The organism is Nocardia sp. NPDC101769, from assembly GCF_044766925.1.
In the GTDB taxonomy this organism is placed as follows: domain Bacteria; phylum Actinomycetota; class Actinomycetes; order Mycobacteriales; family Mycobacteriaceae; genus Nocardia.
This window is the reverse complement of sequence record NZ_JBIWMX010000043.1, coordinates 21,925-37,045: the sequence shown is the minus strand read 5'-3', so window position 1 is coordinate 37,045 and position 15,121 is coordinate 21,925. Positions and strand designations below refer to the sequence as shown.

The 15,121-nt window shown below is 68.4% G+C and carries 13 protein-coding genes; 11 read left to right on the top strand and 2 right to left on the bottom strand.

Annotated features, from left to right (window positions below):
* Positions 1-40: 40 nt before the first annotated feature.
* The 6 genes from ACIRRA_RS40470 (at position 41) to ACIRRA_RS40445 (ending at position 7,221) form a co-directional block, all read left to right on the top strand.
* Positions 41-1,414, top strand: coding sequence for a nucleobase:cation symporter-2 family protein (locus ACIRRA_RS40470; RefSeq protein WP_402779791.1), 1,374 nt, complete (start codon positions 41-43; stop codon positions 1,412-1,414).
* Positions 1,415-1,596: 182 nt separating this feature from the next.
* A complete protein-coding gene (locus ACIRRA_RS40465) occupies positions 1,597-2,418 on the top strand; it encodes a hydroxypyruvate isomerase family protein (protein WP_402779789.1) in 822 nt (273 codons plus the stop codon).
* 54 nt (positions 2,419-2,472) lie between these two features.
* Positions 2,473-3,363, top strand: coding sequence for a 2-hydroxy-3-oxopropionate reductase (locus ACIRRA_RS40460; RefSeq protein WP_402779787.1), 891 nt, complete (start codon positions 2,473-2,475; stop codon positions 3,361-3,363).
* 2 nt (positions 3,364-3,365) lie between these two features.
* Positions 3,366-5,144: a glyoxylate carboligase gene (gene gcl, locus ACIRRA_RS40455; protein ID WP_402779785.1), complete on the top strand. Its 1,779-nt coding sequence runs from the start codon at positions 3,366-3,368 to the stop codon at positions 5,142-5,144.
* 9 nt (positions 5,145-5,153) lie between these two features.
* Positions 5,154-6,326 carry a glycerate kinase gene (locus tag ACIRRA_RS40450; protein ID WP_402779783.1) on the top strand — a complete coding sequence of 391 codons (1,173 nt, stop codon included), beginning with the start codon at positions 5,154-5,156 and terminating at the stop codon, positions 6,324-6,326.
* Between the two features lie 19 nt (positions 6,327-6,345).
* Positions 6,346-7,221, top strand: coding sequence for a fumarylacetoacetate hydrolase family protein (locus ACIRRA_RS40445; protein ID WP_402779781.1), 876 nt, complete (start codon positions 6,346-6,348; stop codon positions 7,219-7,221).
* A gap of 145 nt (positions 7,222-7,366) precedes the next feature.
* On the opposite strand, the gene ACIRRA_RS40440 is transcribed toward ACIRRA_RS40445, so the two are convergent.
* Positions 7,367-8,158 carry a VOC family protein gene (locus ACIRRA_RS40440; RefSeq protein ID WP_402779779.1) on the bottom strand — a complete coding sequence of 264 codons (792 nt, stop codon included), beginning with the start codon at positions 8,156-8,158 and terminating at the stop codon, positions 7,367-7,369.
* Positions 8,159-8,384: 226 nt separating this feature from the next.
* On the opposite strand from ACIRRA_RS40440, the gene ACIRRA_RS40435 reads away from it, so the two are divergent.
* The 4 genes from ACIRRA_RS40435 to ACIRRA_RS40420 are packed head-to-tail and all read left to right on the top strand — an operon-like array spanning position 8,385 to position 11,718.
* The gene (locus ACIRRA_RS40435; protein WP_402779777.1) at positions 8,385-9,074 is read left to right on the top strand and encodes a VC0807 family protein; all 690 of its coding nucleotides are present in this window, start codon (positions 8,385-8,387) and stop codon (positions 9,072-9,074) included.
* The gene (locus tag ACIRRA_RS40430) at positions 9,067-9,726 is read left to right on the top strand and encodes a TMEM175 family protein (protein ID WP_356999663.1); all 660 of its coding nucleotides are present in this window, start codon (positions 9,067-9,069) and stop codon (positions 9,724-9,726) included. The genes ACIRRA_RS40435 and ACIRRA_RS40430 overlap by 8 nt, the downstream gene beginning before the upstream one ends.
* Before the next feature lie 37 nt (positions 9,727-9,763).
* Positions 9,764-10,264: a VOC family protein gene (locus ACIRRA_RS40425; protein ID WP_402779774.1), complete on the top strand. Its 501-nt coding sequence runs from the start codon at positions 9,764-9,766 to the stop codon at positions 10,262-10,264.
* Complete coding sequence (locus tag ACIRRA_RS40420) at positions 10,261-11,718, top strand: FAD-binding protein (protein ID WP_402779772.1); 1,458 nt, start codon at positions 10,261-10,263, stop codon at positions 11,716-11,718. The genes ACIRRA_RS40425 and ACIRRA_RS40420 overlap by 4 nt, the downstream gene beginning before the upstream one ends.
* Here ACIRRA_RS40420 and ACIRRA_RS40415 read toward each other — a convergent pair.
* Positions 11,694-12,869: a DUF4132 domain-containing protein gene (locus ACIRRA_RS40415; RefSeq protein ID WP_402779770.1), complete on the bottom strand. Its 1,176-nt coding sequence runs from the start codon at positions 12,867-12,869 to the stop codon at positions 11,694-11,696. The two genes, ACIRRA_RS40420 and ACIRRA_RS40415, sit on opposite strands and share 25 nt — an antisense overlap.
* A gap of 133 nt (positions 12,870-13,002) precedes the next feature.
* On the opposite strand from ACIRRA_RS40415, the gene ACIRRA_RS40410 reads away from it, so the two are divergent.
* On the top strand, positions 13,003-15,114 hold the full coding sequence (locus ACIRRA_RS40410; RefSeq protein WP_402779768.1) for a prolyl oligopeptidase family protein: 2,112 nt from the start codon (positions 13,003-13,005) through the stop codon (positions 15,112-15,114).
* Positions 15,115-15,121 lie beyond the last annotated feature (7 nt).

Below are 15,121 nucleotides of genomic sequence, written 5' to 3'. Positions count from 1 at the left end.
TGTGGCGATGGGTGATGACCATAGACGCGTGGAAGTGACCGTGACCCGTCCCGAAGATGTGCGATATCCCTTCGGGCAGACGCTGGTCTACGGAACTCAGCACATCCTGACTATGTACGGCGGTGTGATCGCACCGCAGCTCATCGTGGGAGGTGCGGCCGGACTCTCGGCGACGGACATGGCGCTGCTGGTAACAGCCGGCCTATTCATCTCCGGTCTGGCCACCCTGTTGCAGACCCTGGGCATCGGGCCGGTCGGCTCCAGATTGCCGATCGTGCAGGGTATTTCGTTCGTCAGTGTCTCGACGATGGTCACCATCGCCAGCAACGGCGGACTTCGCCCGGTCTTCGGCGCGATCATGGTCGCCGGCGCGATCGGTCTATTGCTATCCGGTTTCTTCGCGAAACTGGTGCGGCTGTTCCCGGCCGTGGTGACGGGATCGATCATCACGGTGATCGGGCTCTCGTTGCTGCCCACCGCCTTCAAGTGGGCGATGGGCAACGATGCCAAGGCCGCCGATTTCGGCTCCATGGGCAATATCGGCTTCGCGGGTTTGACCCTGGTCATCATCCTGGTGATCAGCCGCCTGTTCCAGGGCGCGATCTCGCGGCTGTCGATTCTCATCGGTCTGGTGATCGGCACGATCATCGCGGTGTTCACCCACCGCGCCGACTTCTCCGCGGTTGGTGACGCGAAGATCATGGCGCTGCCACCGATCCTGCACTTCGGCGGGCCGATCTTCGAGGTCGGGGCGATCGTGTCGATGACCATCGTGATGGTTGTGATCATGGTCGAGACCACGGCCGACGTCCTCGCGATCAGCGAGATCGTTGGTACCGAGGCGGATTCCAAGCGGGTGGCGGCCGGTCTGCGGGCCGATATGCTCTCCTCCGCGGTTGCACCGCTGTTCAGCAGCTTCCCGTGCAGCGCGTTCGCACAGAACGTGGGGCTGGTCGCGCTGACCGGCATCAAGAGCCGATTCGTGGTCGCGACAGGCGGTTTGGTGCTCCTCGTGCTGGGACTGTTCCCGATTGTGGGCGCGGTGGTGGCCGGGATTCCCTATCCGGTCCTCGGCGGCGCGGGCATCGTGTTGTTCGGATCCGTAGCGGCGAGCGGCATTCGCACATTGGCACGGGTGGACTTCACCGACAACCTCAACATGGTCATCGTCGCGGTGGCCATCGGCGTGGGCTTGATTCCGATTGCCGCGCCGACGTTCTGGGACAAGTTCCCGACCTGGCTCGGAGTGATCATGCACTCCGGCATCTCGGCCACGGCCATCGTGGCGATCATGTTGAACCTGCTGTTCAACGAGATCAAACGCGGAAACAAGCCGGGCGCTTCGGTGTTCGCGGCTGCCGAGGATCGCAAGGACGATCTGGGCGATCGTCTGGACGACGATATCCGCGGCTGAGTCGACGACATCCGCGACCGAATCGGCTATTTCGTATATCTCGTGCCGTACTGGCCGGTAGCTCCCGGAACTCTCTTGACGGGGTTGTTTCGGGAGCATTAGCCTTTTCATATCCCGAAAAAATATTTCCGCATTATGGAAAATAGCGGAAACGCTGCGGGAACGAACTGGAGGGATTCCTGATGACCCACTCGCTCGACTACGCCGTGAACTGCTCGCTGCTGTTCACCGAGCTGCCCATCCTGGAGCGCCCGGAAGCCGTGCGGCAGGCCGGATTCGACGCCATCGAGTTCTGGTGGCCGTTCGCCGAGGCGGTCCCGTCGGACCGGGACGTGGACGCCCTCGTCGCCGCCGTGCAGAACGCGGGCGTGCAGCTGATCGGCCTCAACTTCTTCGCCGGTGACATGGCCGGCGGCGACCGCGGCCTGGTCTCCTGGCCGTCGCGGTCCGCGGAGTTCAAGGACAATATCGACGTCACGGTCGGCATCGGAGAACGACTGGGCACCAGGGCTTTCAACGCCCTCTACGGCAACCGTGTCGACGACGCCACCCCGGAGCGGCAGGACGAGCTGGCCGTCGAGAATCTGGCGGCGGCGGCCGTGGCCGCCTCCCGGATCGGGGCCACCATCCTGGTCGAGCCCGCCTCCGGCGCGCCGCGCTACCCGCTGCTGAAGGCCGTCGACGGCCTCGCCGTGATCGACAAGGTGCAGGCCTACGCGGGCGTCAGCAATATCGGCCTGCTCGCCGACCTCTACCACCTCGCCGTGAACGGTGACGACGTGGACAAGGTGATCTCCGAGTACACCGACCGGATCGCCCACGTGCAGATCGCCGACAACCCGGGCCGCAACGAGCCGGGCACCGGTGAGCTCCAGCTCGAGCTTCAGCTCACCGACCTCGCGTCGCGCGGCTACCAGGGCTGGGTCGGTCTCGAGTACAAGCCGTCCGGCCGTTCCGAGGACGCCTTCGAATGGCTGCCGCGCGAACGACGCGCCGCGAAGTAGTCCGCCGTCCAGAGACCCAGAGAACGTGCAAGACAGAGGATTAGGGAACAGATCATGACCAACATCGCTTTCATCGGCCTCGGCATCATGGGCAGCCCGATGGCCGTCCACCTCCAGAACGCGGGCCACGCCGTCAAGGGCTTCGACCGCAACCCGGCCCAGGCCCAGCCACTGGTCGACGCGGGCGGCCGGGCCGTCACCTCGATCGCCGACGCCGTGCGCGGCGCGGAGGTCATCGCCGTGATGGTGCCGGACTCCCCGCACGTGCAGGAGGTACTGGCCGGTGAGAAGGGTGTCTTCGAGACCGCCGAGCCCGGCGCGCTGATCATCGACTTCTCCAGCATCCGCCCGGATATCACCCAGGAGCTGGCCGGGCAGGCCGCCGAGCGTGGCTTCCGCCTGCTGGACGCCCCCGTCTCCGGCGGCGAGCCGGGCGCCGTGAACGCCACCCTGTCCATCATGGTCGGCGGCTCGGCCGAGGATTTCGCCACCGCCAAGCCGGTTTTCGACACCGTCGGCAAGACCATCGTGCACGTCGGCACCAATGGCGCGGGCCAGACCGTGAAGGCCGCCAACCAGCTCATCGTGGCCAGCAACATCCAGGCCGTGGCCGAGGCCGTGGTCTTCCTCGAGGCCTACGGCGTCGAGCTGGGCCCCGCCCTGGACGTGCTCGGCGGCGGCCTGGCCGGTTCGGCCGTGCTGAACCAGAAGCGCGACAAGATGATCAACCGCGAGTTCGCGCCGGGCTTCCGCATCGACCTGCACCACAAGGACATGGGCATCTTCACCACCGCCGCCCGGGAGGCCGGTCTGGTGACCCCGGCCGGCTCGCTCATCGCGCAGCTGGTCGCCTCGGCCCGCGCCAATGGTGACGGCCACCTGGACCACTCTGCACTGCTGCGCGGCGTCGAGCGCCTGAGCGGCAAGCTGGACAAGGAGAACTGATTATGGCGCGCATGCGCACCGTCGACGCGGCGGTCCTGATCCTGGAAAAGGAAGGGGCCACACAGGCTTTCGGCCTGCCCGGCGCCGCGATCAACCCGTTCTACAGCGCCATGAAGGCCCACGGCGGCATCAAGCATGTGCTGGCCCGCCACGTCGAGGCCGCCTCGCACATGGCCGAGGGCTTCACCCGGGCCAAGCCCGGCAATATCGGCATCTGCATCGGGACTTCGGGCCCGGCGGGCACCGACATGGTGACCGGTCTGTACGCCGCCAGCGCGGATTCCATTCCGATCCTGTGCATCACGGGCCAGGCCCCGGTGTCCAAGCTGCACAAGGAGGACTTCCAGGCCGTCGACATCGCGTCCATCGCGAAGCCGCTGGCCAAGTGGGCGCACACCGTGCTCGAGCCCGCTCAGGTGCCCGGCGCCTTCCAGAAGGCGTTCTGGCTCATGCGCGAAGGCCGTCCGGGCCCGGTGCTCATCGATCTGCCGATCGACGTGCAGCTGGCCGAGATCGAGTTCGACATCGACACCTACGAGCCGCTGCCGGTCGTCCGCCCGGCCGCCACTCAGGCGCAGGCCGCCAAGGTGCTGTCGATGCTGAACGCCGCCGAGCGCCCGCTGATCGTGGCCGGTGGCGGCATCATCAATGCCGACGCCGACGAGCTGCTGGTGAAGTTCGCCGAGCTGACCGGTGTTCCGGTGGTCCCGACCCTGATGGGCTGGGGCACCATTCCGGATGACCACGAGCTGAACGCGGGCATGGTGGGTCTGCAGACCTCCCACATCTACGGCAACGAGTCGATGCTGGCCGCCGACTTCGTGCTGGGCATCGGTAACCGGTGGGCCAACCGCCACACCGGTGGTCTCGATACCTACACCAAGGACCGCAAGTTCGTGCACGTCGACATCGAGCCGACCCAGATCGGCCGGGTCTTCGCGCCCGATTACGGCATCGTCTCCGACGCCGGCGCGGCCCTGGAGCAGTTCATTGCCGTCGCGGAATCCCTTGACGCCGTGGGTGGCCTGACCGACCACGGCGACTGGGTCGAGCAAGTGCGTGCCCGCCGCGCGACCGGTCAGCGCAAGACGCACTTCGAAAACGTGCCACTGAAGCCGCAGCGCGTGTACGAAGAGATGAACAAGGCGTTCGGCCGGGACACCCGCTACGTCACCACCATCGGCCTGTCGCAGATTCAGGCGTCGCAGCTGCTGCACGTGTACAAGCCGCGGCACTGGATCAACGCCGGTCAGGCCGGTCCGCTGGGCTGGACCCTGCCCGCCGCGCTGGGTGTCGCTACCGCGTGCAAGGACGAGCAGGTCGTCGCGCTGTCCGGTGACTACGACTTCCAGTTCCTCATCGAGGAATTGGCCGTCGGCGCCCAGTTCAACATCCCGTACATCCATGTGCTGGTGAACAACTCGTACCTGGGGCTGATCCGGCAGGCACAGCGGGCGTTCGAGATGGACTATTACGTCCAGCTCGACTTCGAGAACATCAACTCGCCAGAGGTCAACGGCTACGGCGTGGACCACGTCAAGGTTGCGGAGGGTCTGGGCTGCAAGGCGATTCGCGTCTTCGAGCCGCAGGACATCGGTCCCGCCTTCGAGAAGGCCAAGTCGCTGATGGCCGAATTCAAGGTGCCCGTCGTGGTCGAGTGCATTCTCGAGCGCGTCACCAATGTGTCCATGGGCGCGCGTGAGATCAACGAGGTCATGGAGTTCGAGGAACTGGCCTCGGCCTTCGTCGACGCCCCGACCGCAACCGTCCCGCTGGACTAGAGGATTCTCATGGCTCGTGTGCTGATCGCCTCCGACAAATTCAAGGGCTCGCTGACCGCGGCGCAGGTCGGGGCCGCCGTGCGAGCCGGAATCCGGCGGGCGCGTCCGGACGCCTCGGTGGCGGTCGTGCCCGTGGCCGACGGCGGTGACGGCACCGTCGCCGCCGCGCTCGCAGCCGGTTTCGACGCGGTCCCGCTGACCGCGTCGGGGCCGACCGGGGAACCGGTGCTGACCGCCTACGCCCGCCGCGACGATCTCGCGGTCGTGGAGATGGCGGATGTATCGGGCCTGGTGCGGCTGCCGGAAGGCCGGCTGCGACCGATGACCGCCACCAGCCGGGGCACCGGCGAGGTGATGGCGGCCGCGGTCGCGGCCGGGTGCCGCCGCATCGTGCTCGGCATCGGCGGCAGCGCCGGAACCGACGGCGGCGCAGGTCTGTTGGAGGCGCTCGGCGCCCGGCTGCTGGATGCGGATGGGCAGCCCATCGGCGACGGCGGGGCGGCTCTCACCCGGGTGCACTCCATCGACCTGACCGCCCTGCGCGAGCGGATGGACGGCGTCGAGGTCACGGTGGCCTGCGATGTCGACAATCCGCTCACCGGGCCCTATGGGGCCGCTGCGGTCTACGGGCCGCAGAAGGGCGCCGATCCGGCCCAGGCGGCCCAGCTGGACGCCGCGCTCGGGCAGTGGGCGCAGCGGCTGGCCGCGGAACTCGGGTCGGATCGGCGCGACGCGGCGGGGGCCGGCGCCGCGGGGGGTGTCGGATTCGCCGCGCTCGCCGTCCTCGGCGCGACCCTGCGTCCCGGCATCGAATTGATGCTGGAGCTGGTCGGTTTCGACGCGCAGCTGGCCGGCATGGACCTGGTCGTCACCGGCGAGGGCAAGCTCGACGAGCAGACCCTGCACGGCAAGGCGCCCGCGGGCGTCGCCGCCGCCGCGGGGGCCGCGGGTGTGCCGGTGGTCGCCGTGTGCGGCCGGAACACGTTGCCGGAGGACCGGTTGCGCGAAACCGGTTTCGCCGCTGCGTATTCGCTCATCGAGATCGAGCCGGACGAACAGCGCTGCCTGAGCGCCGGAGCAATGCTGTTGCAGCAGTTGGGTATTTGCATCGCGCACGAACACCTGCCGGGCGGCGCGGGGGTGGCGGCCGTGGCCGCCGAGCAATCGGGGGCCGAGAAATGAAGCAGCCGGGAGGCGACGTATGAAACTGCTGCGCGTAGGGGCCCGGGGCGCCGAGCGTCCCGTGGCCATCGATGATGAGGGCGCGCTGCGCGATCTGTCGTCCGTCACCGCCGATATCGACGGCCGGCTGCTGGGTGATCCGGCGGCGTTGAGCGCGGTGCGGTCCGCGCTCGCCGCCGGAAACCTGCCCGAGGTGGATCCGGCCGCGCGGGTCGGCGCACCGATTGCCCGGCCCGGCAAGGTGATCGGCATCGGGCTCAACTACACCGACCACGCCGCTGCCATCGGCGCGGCCATTCCCGAACGGCCCGTGGTGTTCCTGAAGCCGGGCACCACGGTGAGCGGTCCCTACGATGCCATCGAGCTGCCGCCCGGCAGCCGCGCCACCGACCACGAGGTGGAGTTGGGCGTGGTGATCGGCCGCGCGCTGCGTGACTGCCCGGACGCCGCCACCGCGCTGGGGGCGGTGGGCGGCTATGTCACCGCCAACGACGTGACCGAGCGCAATGGCATTGCGGGCGAACCGACCTGGGTGAAGGGCAAATCGTTCGACACCTTCACCCCCATCGGCCCGTGGCTGGTGACACCCGACGAGGTCGCCGAACCGCAGGCGCTGAGCCTGCAGCTGTGGGTGAACGGCGAACAGCGGCAGGCGGGTACGACCGGCAGCATGGTCGCCGGAGTGGGCGAACTGCTGCGGTACCTGAGCACGCTGATGACCCTGGAACCCGGCGACCTGGTGCTGACCGGAACCCCGGGCGGCGTCGCGGTCAGCCGGCCGGAGCCGAAACCCTATCTGCGCGACGGCGATGTCGTGGTCGTGGAGGTCGCCGGACTGGGCAGGCAGCAGACCCTGGCCACCGGCGTGCGTGGCTCCGTCGTCACCGGCGGCTGAGTTTCCCGCGGCGGCGTCCGAATCGCTGCTGGGGCGCCGACCACGTCGCCGCGGGATGTTCCGGACGGCCCGGTCACTGTGGGGACCGGGCCGTTCGTCCTGTGCAGGGCCGGTATCGAGCGGGTGCACGCAGCAGTGCGCCCGGTCAGGACTTGTTGCCGCCCAGGCTGAATCGCACGCCGGACGGGTCGGCCACCGCCGCCAGGCGGCCGTACGGGGTGTCCTCGGCGGGCCGCACCACGCTGCCGCCCAGCTCGGCCACCTTGCGCACGGCGGCGTCCACGTCCTCGACGCCGAAGTAGACGGTCCAGTATCCGGGCACACTCGGCGGCAGGAAGCTGGTCGAGTCCATCACGCCGCCCAGCATCGGCGTCACGGAATGTATGGTGGTGTACCGGAATTCGGGCGTATCGGCGATCGCGAAGGGGTCCTTCCAGCCGAAGGCCTCGCGATAGAACTTCAGGGCGTCGTCATAGCTGCGGGTGTGCAGTTCGAACCACGAGGGTGCGCCCACGTGCCCCTCCCAGTGCCCGCCGCCGACCACGCCGCGCTGCTCGAACCCGGCCATGGTGCCGGCTTCCCACACGCCGATCCCGACCCCGCCGTTGTCCCCGAACACCCCGAACTTGCCGAGGGCCCCGACCGCCGTCACCGGCGCCGCGATCATCCCGCCGGACGCCATCACGGCCGCCGAGGTCGCCTCGGCGTCCGGGCTGGCAAGGTACACGGTCCACTGATTGGGCCCGCTGTTCCCGCCGTTACGCATCCCGCCCGCCACGGCCCGGCCGTCCTTGCGGAAGGTGATGTAGTCGCCGTACTCGGGCGCGACATCGGCGCTCCACCCGAACAGTTCGCCGTAGAAATCGATGGCGCTGTCGGTGTCGGTGGTGAAGAGATCGGTCCAGACCGGATCGCCCGGCTGCGTCACGTAGGACATGGTCAACTCCTCGAATCGGTGTTTCGGTCCCCGGGAATGGAGACGACGCCCGGTCCGGAAATCATCGTCGCTGGTCCGCCCGAAGCTGGGATGGCAGCGAACGGCGTGTCCGGAACCGGCATGACAACTGTCATGGCCGGAAGGTGATGGTTGGCAGATTCGGCGAGGTCGGCGCGACCGTAGCGTCATTCCTGTAGCGCACGAACCGATTACAGGAGTTCCGACCATGGCCGACAACATCACCGCAGTGCCCGCGCCGCAGTCGCAGGTCCGGCCGAACCTGCTGCGCATGCTCGCACCCACCGCCCGTGACATCGCGGTGCCGCTCGCGGCGTACTACCTCCTGCACTGGGCCGGGTACTCCGACTTCCTCGCGCTGCTGGCGGGCGCGGTGTTCTCCGGCGTCGTGGTCCTCGTCGAGGTGATCCGGGCCCGGCGCGTCGACGTCCTGGCCGCACTCATCCTGGCCGGCTTCGTCTTCGGCATCGCGAGCTCGCTGATCAGCGGCGACGCCCGGATGATGATCGTGCGGGACTCGCTCACCACCGCTGTCATCGGGCTGGCATTCGGGGTGAGCGCGCTGCTGGGCAGGCCGCTGACCTACATGGCGGCCCGGAAGGCCTTCGCGAACTCACCGGCGAAGCTGGCGGAGATGGAGCACAAGTTCCACACCGACCCGCTGGTGCGCCACGTGCACAACCGGATCGCCGGGATGTGGGGCGTGGGCCTGGTCGGCGAGTCCGTGTTGCGGGTGGTGCTCGCCTACCGGTTGCCCATCCACACCATGGCCTGGCTGTCGAGCGCGCTCATGATCGGCGTCACCGTGCTGCTGATGGCGATCACGGTTCGAACCATCAAGCGGGTCAAGCGATCTGAGGCGATCACGGAATCGGGTTACGCTTCGGTCCATGAGTGACGGATCGGTTCCGGATCGCACGCTCGCCGGAACCGCCCGGGTGGAAGCGTTCAGCGACGGGGTGATGGCGATTGCCATCACCCTGTTGATTTTGGATATCAGGGTGCCCGACCACGAGCCCGGGCGCCTGCTGCAGGCGCTGGCGCATACCTGGCCGTCGTACGTGGCCTATCTGGCGTCGTTCATGACGATCGGCGTCGTGTGGATGAACCACCACACCTTCTTCGGGCGGTTGCGGCGCATCGACCACGTGCTGCGGTGGTGGAATCTGATGCTGCTGCTGGGCATTTCGCTGGTGCCGTTCCCGACCATCGTGGTGGCCGACAATGTGGTGCACGGGACGCGCCGGGACGCGGTGGTGGCGGTGGCGCTGTACGGGATCGTCGGGGTGATGATGACCGTGCCGTGGGCGCCCATGTGGTGGCGGCTGGCGAAGCGGCCGGAAATGTTGAAGCCCGGTCTGGGTGCGGATTACGCGCGGCGCGAGAGTTGGCGGGCCTGGCCGGGCATCCTGGTCTACGCGGTGTGCATCGGGGTCGGATTCTTGTCGCCGATCACGGCTCTGGTGCTGTATCTGCTGGTCTCGACGTTCTACGGCCTGAGCAACAAAGGGTGGACCGCGCCGTCCGATCCGGATCCCGACGAAGAGTAGCCCTTGCCAATTTAAGCGATTGTGATTAACTGCCGGGGTGGACAGCACAAGTGTGGCCCGCGGCCCGGTCACCCAGATCGCCTGGGTGGTCGAGGACATCGCGGCCGGTGAACAGTTCCTGAAGACCATCATGGGCGCCGGCGGCTGGATGCGCATGCCCGAGGTCCACTTCGGGCCCGAGAGCTGCGTCTACCGTGGCGAACCCGCCGACTTCACCGCGCACATCTCGCTGTCCTACAGCGGCGACACCCAGCTCGAACTAATTCAGCCGGTGCGCGGCCGCTCCATCTACACCGAATTCCTCGAACGCGGCGGGCCCGGCCTGCATCACATCTGCCTGGAACCCGACGACTTCGATGCGGCGCTGAAAGATGCCGCGGCGCAGGGGATCCCGGCGGTGCAGCAGGGCGATATGAGCGGGCAGATGCGTTTCGCCTACCTCGACGGCGCGGCCTCGGGCGTGCCGTTCATCGAACTCGCCGAGATCGGGCCGAATATGCGGCTGTTCTTCGAGCAGATCAAGAAGGATGTGCAATGAGCACACAGATCCCGGAAACCCTTGCGGCTGCGTCGATTGCCGAATGGTCCGACGAGGTCGACGTAGTCGTCGCCGGATTCGGCATCGCGGGCGGCTGCGCAGCGGTCGAGGCTGCCGCCAACGGGGCCCGCGTGCTGGTCCTGGAGCGGGCCGGCGTCGCGGGCGGCACCACCGCGCTGGCGGGCGGGCACTTCTACCTCGGCGGCGGCACCGCCGTGCAGCAGGCCACCGGCCACGACGATTCGGCCGAGGAGATGTACAAGTACCTGCTGTCGGTGGCGCGCGATCCCGAACCGGACAAGATCCGCGCCTACTGCGACGGCAGCGTCGAGCACTTCGGCTGGCTGGAGAGCCTGGGCTTCGAATTCGAGCGCAGCTACTACCCGGAGAAGGCGGTCATCCAGCCCGGCACCCAGGGGCTGATGTACACCGGCAACGAAAAGGTCTGGCCCTACCGGGATCAGGCGACGCCCGCGCCGCGCGGGCACAAGGTTCCGGTGCCCGGCGACACCCAGGGCGCGGCCATGATCATCGAGCTGCTGGTGAAGCGGGCCGCCGCACTCGGCGTCGAGGTGCGGTACGAGACCGGCGTGACCAATCTGATCATCGAGGCCGACGGCAGTGTGGCCGGCGTGAGCTGGAAGCACCTCGGCACCACCGGTGCGGTGCGGGCGAAGTCGGTGGTGCTCGCCGCCGGCGGCTTCGTCATGAACACCGACATGGTGGCCGAGCACGTGCCGTGGCTGACCGAGAAGCCCTTCGTACTCGGGACGCCCTTCGACGACGGCTCGGGCATCCGGCTCGGCGTCTCGGCGGGCGGCGTGACCCGCATGATGGACCAGGCCTTCGTCACCGCGCCCGTGTATCCGCCCGCCAAGCTGCTGACCGGAATCGTGGTGAACCAGCGGGGCGAACGCTTCGTCGCCGAGGACTCCTATCACGCGCGGACCTCCGCCTTCGTGCTCGATCAGCCCGGCGCGGCGGCCTACCTGATCGTGGACTCGGAGCACATGGAACGGCCCATGTTCCCGCTCGCGCCGTTCATCGACGGCTGGGAGACCGTCGAGGAGATGGCGACCGCCCTCGGAATCCCGTACGAGGCACTGCGATCCACCCTCGACCGATACAACGAGAACGCGGCCCGCGGCGAGGACCCCGATTTCCACAAGGCGGCCGAATGGCTCGAGCCGCAGGATCACGGGCCATGGGCGGCCTTCGACCTGACCCTGGGCAAGGCGCTGTACGCGGGCTTCACCCTCGGCGGCCTGCGCACCTCCGCCGACTCGGAAGTATTGCGGGACAACGGATCAGCGATTCCGGGGCTCTACGCGGCCGGCGCGACCGCCTCCACCCTGGCCCAGGACGGCAAGGGCTATTCCAGCGGCACGCAGCTCGGCGCGGGTTCCTTCTTCGGCCGCCGCGCCGGACGTCACGCCGCCAGCCGCTCCAGCTGACGGATCAGCTCCGAGGCGGTGACGGCATCGAACGACCCGAATGTGCCGCCCCGGAGCTCTACTGCCAGCACCCGCTGGAGCTCGGGCTCGTAGCGATAGCCGCCCTCGAGCCCGGGGTCCAGCGTGACGGCCACCTCCCGGGACAGACCGAACCGGCGATACAGGAGCGCTCCTGACACCTCCCAGCCCAGATGTTGCAGTCCGAACACCCGATCGGTGCGGACCTGGCGATCGGTGAAGCGGGACAGACGATCCGCTTCCGCCTCCTCCGAGGTGAGAGCGTACGTCCGCCGGTCCAGCTGCTCGAACGGCTGGCGTAACCGGTTGCCGGCGAACGAATTCCGCCATGCTTCCAGGTATTCCGCGAGGTGCAGCGGGTGGGCCACACCCACCAGCGTCTCGCGTGGGAGCTCGACGGGCCCATCGTTCACGGCCCGGAGCACGCCCTCGGTATCGATCCGGAACGTGCCCGTCAGGGTGCCGCGGCCGTCGAAGCTCGCCCAGACCAGCCGCCGGGCCAGCTGACCGAGCGCGGGATCGTCGAGCACCAGCCGCCGGTGGGCGGCGGCCCGCCATCGCCTGCCGTCCACCATGGCCGCCTCCAGTCGCCGAATCTGGTCGGTGGTCACCGATTTCGGGTCCGGAGGGGCGTGCGGTGTGCCCGCGCCGGGAGATGGCGGTTGCGCCCCGAGCCGGGCATGCACCCGCAGACTCAACGTCTCCGCGGCGGGCTCGGGCTCCTCACCGGGCGCGGTCGCCCGCAGCCACGGTGTCATCCGTCCCGCTCGCGGCTCCGGATCCTCGATCCGCAGGCCCCGCCGTGTCTCGGCGACCGCGGCCGCGAACGCGTACCCGTGCTCGTTCAGCCAGCTGTCGACGAACCGGTCGATGAACCCCTGCTCCCGCTGCGCCCCGGTCCGATACGCGATCGCCGCCCGCTGCGCGATGGCGAACACCACCGCCGCGCCCTCGGGCGTGACCGACCCGGCGGGGTCGGCGGCGTATTCCGCTGCGGCATCGGCGAATTCGTCCAGCCGGTCCAGCCGGGCCGCCATCAGCATGGTCTCCACCGCTCGACGGTGCCGACGCAGGAATCTCCGCACCGCCGTGGTGGCGTGCGGATCGGCCCAGCGCCTCTCCTCGTCGGTCATGCCCGTGATCTTGCCGCCCGGCACCGACAGGTTGCCGGAGGGTGGGCACCGACAGATTGTCGGTGGGCGGCGGTAGGGTGGCTCGCTGACGCCCCGATCGGGGTCGCCTCGTGATCATGGGATGGGGGATTTCATGGTGGGGAGCAAGAGCGGAATCCGGGCCGCCCTCGCGGGTCTGGCGGTGGTTCTGCTGGCCGCGTGCGGGGGATCGAGCACGGCGAGCGACCCGTATCAGTGGCTCGAAGAGCTGGACAGTCCTCGCGTGCAATCGTGGGTGGCGGCCGAGAACACGAAGACTCTCGATGTGCTGGAACAGGATCCGCACTACACCGACAATCTTGCCCAGGCGAAAGCGCTGGCGAACGCGGCCGATCGCCTGCCGGTGCCGGAGTTCCACGACGGGATGATCGGCAATTTCTGGCAGGACGCCGACCACCAGCGGGGCATCTGGCGGGAGACGACGGTCGCGGATTACGAATCGCCGCAACCACAGTGGCGCACCGTCCTGGATCTGGACGCCCTGGCCCGCGACGAGGGCAAGAACTGGGTGTGGAAGGGCATGTCCTGCGACCCGGTCACCCATCGGCGATGCCTGGTCGAGCTGTCCGAGGGTGGCGAGGACGCCGTCACACTGCGCGAATTCGATCTGGGGACAGGGACGTTCGTGGCCGGTGGATTCGTGCTCGATCGCGGCAAGCAGAACGCCGCCTGGGTGGACACCGACACGCTGCTGGTGTCGCGGGAATGGCAGCCGGGGGAGAAGACCACCTCGGGCTATCCATACGTCGTGAAGCGCCTGGGGCGCGGGCAGAGGCTCGACCAGGCGGTGGAGGTCGCCCGCGGTGGCCAGGGCGATGGGCTCGCCACCGCGGCGGTGCTGCTGGACAACGGGACCGGGCGGCGGATGAACCTGGTGGAGCGGCGGCCGTCGTTCTACGAGTCGGAGGTCAGCCTGCTCGCCGGCGCGCAGCCCGTGCGGCTGGGGCTGCCGCCGAAGTCCGGGCTCGAGGGCATGGTCGGCAATCGGGTCCTGGTTGCGCTGCAACAGGATTGGACCACCGGTGGCGCTACCTTCAAGTCCGGCTCACTGGTGTCCCTCGATGCCGACGACCTGACCGCGCACCCGGATCAGCCGAAGGTCACCCTCGTCTACGACCCCGGGCCGCAGGAGACCCTCGAAGGGGTCATGACGACCCGGGACCACGTCGTGGTGATCTCGCTCTACGACGTGAAGGGCCGCGCCACCGTCTACACTCCACAGCCCGACGGCGACTGGACGTCCACACCGGTTCCCCTGCCGGACAATGCGACCGTCTCCGGCGTGGACGCCGATTCCCAGGGCGAGACGGCCTACCTCTCGGTCACCTCGATGCTCACCCCGGCCACCATCTGGAGCCTGGACACCGCGGCCGGACGGCTGAGCCAGGTGAAGACCGCACCGGCACGGTTCGATTCGTCCGGGTTCGTCGTGGAGCAACTGAAGGCCACCTCGCCCGACGGGACCAAGGTGCCCTACTTCATCGTGCATCCGGCCGCGCTGCCCTATGACGGCAGCACCCCGACGATCCTGTGGGGGTACGGCGGCTTCGCCTCCTCGTCCACGCCCGGCTACAACGGGCTGCTCGGCAAGTCGTGGCTGGAACACGGCGGCGCGTATGTCATCGCGAACATCCGCGGGGGCGGCGAATACGGGCCCGCCTGGCACGACGCGGCCCTGAAGACCCACCGGCAGAAGGCCTTCGACGACTTCGCGGCCGTGGCCGGCGATCTCGTCGCGCGTAAGATCACCTCGCCGCGGCGGCTGGGGATCCAGGGCGGGTCCAATGGCGGGCTGCTCATGGGTGTCGAATTCACGCAGCATCCGGAACTGTGGAGTGCGGTGGACATCCAGGTTCCGCTGCTGGACATGGTCCGCTACGAGCAGATTGCGGCGGGCGCGTCCTGGGTGGGGGAGTACGGATCGGTGGCCGATCCGGACGAACGTGCCTTCCTCGCGTCCATTTCGCCGTACGCACAGCTGAAGAAGGGCGTGAAGTACCCCGAGCCGCTGATCTGGACGACCACCAAGGACGACCGGGTCGGGCCCCAGCACGCGCGTAAATTCGCCGCCCGACTAGCCGAATTCGGCGATCCGTACCTGTTCTACGAGGCCACCCAGGGCGGCCACGGGGCCGGCGCGAACAACGACGAGAAGGCGCACACCAGCGCGCTGGAGTACACCTACTTCATACGGCAGCTGATGTGACCGGCTC

What these genes read in the sequence shown, in the direction of transcription:
- ACIRRA_RS40465 (WP_402779789.1), top strand. Translation starts at nt 1,597, where the DNA reads ATGACCCACTCGCTCGACTACGCCGTGAACTGCTCGCTGCTGTTCACC.
- ACIRRA_RS40460 (WP_402779787.1), top strand. Translation starts at nt 2,473, where the DNA reads ATGACCAACATCGCTTTCATCGGCCTCGGCATCATGGGCAGCCCGATG.
- gcl (WP_402779785.1), top strand. Translation starts at nt 3,366, where the DNA reads ATGGCGCGCATGCGCACCGTCGACGCGGCGGTCCTGATCCTGGAAAAG.
- ACIRRA_RS40450 (WP_402779783.1), top strand. Translation starts at nt 5,154, where the DNA reads ATGGCTCGTGTGCTGATCGCCTCCGACAAATTCAAGGGCTCGCTGACC.
- ACIRRA_RS40445 (WP_402779781.1), top strand. Translation starts at nt 6,346, where the DNA reads ATGAAACTGCTGCGCGTAGGGGCCCGGGGCGCCGAGCGTCCCGTGGCC.
- ACIRRA_RS40440 (WP_402779779.1), bottom strand. Translation starts at nt 8,158, where the DNA reads ATGTCCTACGTGACGCAGCCGGGCGATCCGGTCTGGACCGATCTCTTC.
- ACIRRA_RS40435 (WP_402779777.1), top strand. Translation starts at nt 8,385, where the DNA reads ATGGCCGACAACATCACCGCAGTGCCCGCGCCGCAGTCGCAGGTCCGG.
- ACIRRA_RS40430 (WP_356999663.1), top strand. Translation starts at nt 9,067, where the DNA reads ATGAGTGACGGATCGGTTCCGGATCGCACGCTCGCCGGAACCGCCCGG.
- ACIRRA_RS40420 (WP_402779772.1), top strand. Translation starts at nt 10,261, where the DNA reads ATGAGCACACAGATCCCGGAAACCCTTGCGGCTGCGTCGATTGCCGAA.
- ACIRRA_RS40415 (WP_402779770.1), bottom strand. Translation starts at nt 12,869, where the DNA reads ATGACCGACGAGGAGAGGCGCTGGGCCGATCCGCACGCCACCACGGCG.
- ACIRRA_RS40410 (WP_402779768.1), top strand. Translation starts at nt 13,003, where the DNA reads ATGGTGGGGAGCAAGAGCGGAATCCGGGCCGCCCTCGCGGGTCTGGCG.